2 protein-coding genes and 2 tRNA genes are annotated in these 2,716 nt (G+C 64.1%); all 4 read left to right on the plus strand.

Annotated elements, in window-relative coordinates:
• Positions 1–1,591, plus strand: a 1,591-nt coding sequence (lon, locus tag ABZD10_RS14990) for an endopeptidase La (protein ID WP_372887741.1), incomplete at its 5' end; no start/stop codon positions are given.
• A gap of 138 nt (positions 1,592–1,729) precedes the next feature.
• Positions 1,730–2,233, plus strand: a complete 504-nt coding sequence (locus ABZD10_RS14995; RefSeq protein WP_372887743.1) for an HU family DNA-binding protein — start codon at positions 1,730–1,732, stop codon at positions 2,231–2,233.
• A 13-nt stretch (positions 2,234–2,246) separates the two neighbouring features.
• A tRNA-Val gene (locus ABZD10_RS15000) sits at positions 2,247–2,321 on the plus strand.
• 149 nt (positions 2,322–2,470) lie between these two features.
• Positions 2,471–2,546: transfer RNA gene (locus ABZD10_RS15005), tRNA-Val, on the plus strand.
• Positions 2,547–2,716: the final 170 nt, after the last annotated feature.

The raw sequence follows: 2,716 nt of genomic DNA on the forward strand, positions 1-2,716 counted from the left end.
CGAAGCCGAGCTGAAGAAGCTCAAGAACATGTCGCCCATGTCGGCCGAGGCCACGGTGGTGCGCAACTACCTCGACTGGATGCTGTGCCTGCCCTGGGGCACCAAGTCGCGGGTCAAGAAGGATCTCGGCAAGGCTCAGGCGGTGCTGGACGAAGACCACTACGGGCTTGAGAAGGTCAAGGAACGGATCGTCGAATACCTGGCCGTGCAGCAGCGCTCGAAAAAGCTGAAGGGGCCGATCATGTGCCTTGTCGGCCCTCCGGGCGTCGGCAAGACCAGCCTTGGCAAATCGGTGGCCCGCGCCACCGGGCGCGAATTCATCCGCATCAGCCTTGGCGGTGTGCGCGATGAGTCCGAGATCCGCGGCCACCGCCGGACCTATATCGGCTCGATGCCGGGCAAGATCATCCAGGCGCTGAAGAAGGCCAAGACCACCAACCCGCTGATCCTGCTCGACGAGATCGACAAGATGGGGCAGGATTTCCGCGGCGACCCGGCCTCGGCGATGCTCGAGGTGCTCGACCCGGAACAGAACTCGACCTTTGTCGATCATTACCTCGAGGTCGAATATGACCTCTCGAACGTGATGTTCCTGACCACGGCCAACAGCTACAACATGCCGGGCCCGCTTCTGGACCGGATGGAGATCATCTCGCTGGCCGGCTACACCGAGGATGAAAAGCGCGAGATCGCGCGCCAGCACCTGATTGCCAAGCAGGTCAAGAACCACGGTCTGAAGAAGGGCGAGTTCGAGATCACCGACGAGGCGCTGACCGAGGTCATTCAGCGCTATACCCGCGAGGCCGGGGTGCGCAACCTCGAGCGCGAGATCGCCAAGCTGGCCCGCAAGGCGGTCACCAGCATCGTCAGGAAAGAGGCCGAGAAGGTCGTGGTCACCGCCGAGAACGTCAACGACTATCTCGGGGTCAAGAAGTTCCGCTATGGTCTGGCCGAGGAAAAGGACCAGGTCGGCGTCGTCACCGGGCTGGCCTGGACCAGCGTCGGCGGCGATCTCTTGTCGATCGAGGCGCTGCGTCTGCCCGGCAAGGGGCGGATGAAGACCACCGGCAAACTGGGCGACGTGATGAAGGAGTCGATCGACGCGGCCTCGTCCTATGTGCGCTCGATCTCGCCGCAGATCGGCGTCAAGCCGCCGCAGTTCGAGAAATGGGACATCCACGTCCACGTGCCCGACGGCGCCACCCCCAAGGACGGCCCCTCGGCCGGTCTGGCCATGGTGACCTCGATCGTCTCGGTGCTGACCGAGATCCCGGTGCGCAAGGACATCGCCATGACCGGCGAGGTCAGCCTGCGCGGCAATGCGATGCCGATCGGAGGTCTCAAGGAAAAGCTGCTGGCGGCGCTGCGTGGCGGCATCAAGACCGTGCTGATCCCCGAGGAAAACGAAAAAGACCTCGCCGAGATCCCCGACAACGTCAAGGAAGGGCTCGAGATCATCCCGGTGAAACATGTCTCGGAAGTGCTGAAACTGGTGCTGGTCGAAGAGCCTCAGCCCATCGAGTGGGACGAGGCCGCCGAGGCCGCCGCCGCGATGAGCAAGGGGGCAGGCGCCGGGGCCACGACCCACTAGGCTGCAGGACGCAGAGATCTGGCGAAAGGCGCGGGGTGGAGTTGGCCCCGCGCCTTTCTCGTTTTGCCTGTTCAATGCTGGCCCGCTGCGCCCTGGCCTGCTAGGCTGGCGGCGAATTCATTGCTCCAAAGGTGATTTATGGCCAGGAAATCCACCGGCGCCGCCAGCCCTGCCGCGCCCGAACCAAAGCCCAAGCCCGGACGGGCAAAGGGCGACAAGCGAAAATCGACCCGTTCCGGCAAGGCCGGGGGGGACGACGGGGCACCGGAAGGCGCCAAGGAAGATGCGGCCGCATCGCAGGCGCCCTCGCCGATCGCCCCGGTGGTGGTCACAGAGACCGCGCCGCAGCTGACCCTGCCGGACCTGAAGAAGGTCGATCTTGTCGATCAGGTGGTCGAGCGGTCGGGGATCAAGAAAAAGTTCGCCAAACCGGCGATCGAGGCGGCGCTGGCGGTTCTGGGCGAGGCCCTTTCCGAGGGGCGCAGCCTCAATCTGCGCCCGCTCGGCAAGCTGAAGGTGCTGCGCAGCAAGGACGTGGCCAACGGCCGGGTGCAGACCCTGCGGCTGCGTCAGCCCCAGGTTAAGCCACAGGTGCAGACAAAGGACAAAGAACCACTTGCAGACCCGGACGAGGGGCGCTAGATAGCGATTCAACGGGTGATTAGCTCAGTGGTAGAGCGCTTCGTTCACATCGAAGATGTCAGGAGTTCAAATCTCTTATCACCCACCAGATTTCCTTGAAACGCGTCCCCGAGGGGCGCGTTTTTTCGTTCTGGCGCCGCCGGCTTTGCGGCGCTGCCGGCGCGTCCGGGCATTCGCCGGTTTCGTGGAAATTGACCCTTGCATGGCCGCGCGGCTTTGGCTAAACCCGCGCCCATCGGGTCGTTAGCTCAGTTGGTAGAGCGCTTCGTTTACACCGAAGATGTCGGGAGTTCGAGCCTCTCACGACCCACCATCCCCCCCCTTGATCCATGGCTGGCACCCAGTTCGAACCGTGTTCGAACCGCGTTCGCGCCGCGCCCGAAACCAGCCCTTTTGCGCTGGCCGTCTGCCCTCTGGCACCTCGGTCGCGGGGGCGGCGACATGCGGGCAAGGGGCCGCTTTGGTGCTTCTGGCCGTGCCACC

Origin of the sequence: Shimia sp. (genome assembly GCF_041624275.1) — a bacterium.
Classification (GTDB): Bacteria; Pseudomonadota; Alphaproteobacteria; order Rhodobacterales; family Rhodobacteraceae; genus Shimia.

Excerpts from the sequence above, each read along its gene's own strand:
- ABZD10_RS14995 (WP_372887743.1), top strand. The coding sequence starts at position 1,730 with ATGGCCAGGAAATCCACCGGCGCCGCCAGCCCTGCCGCGCCCGAACCA.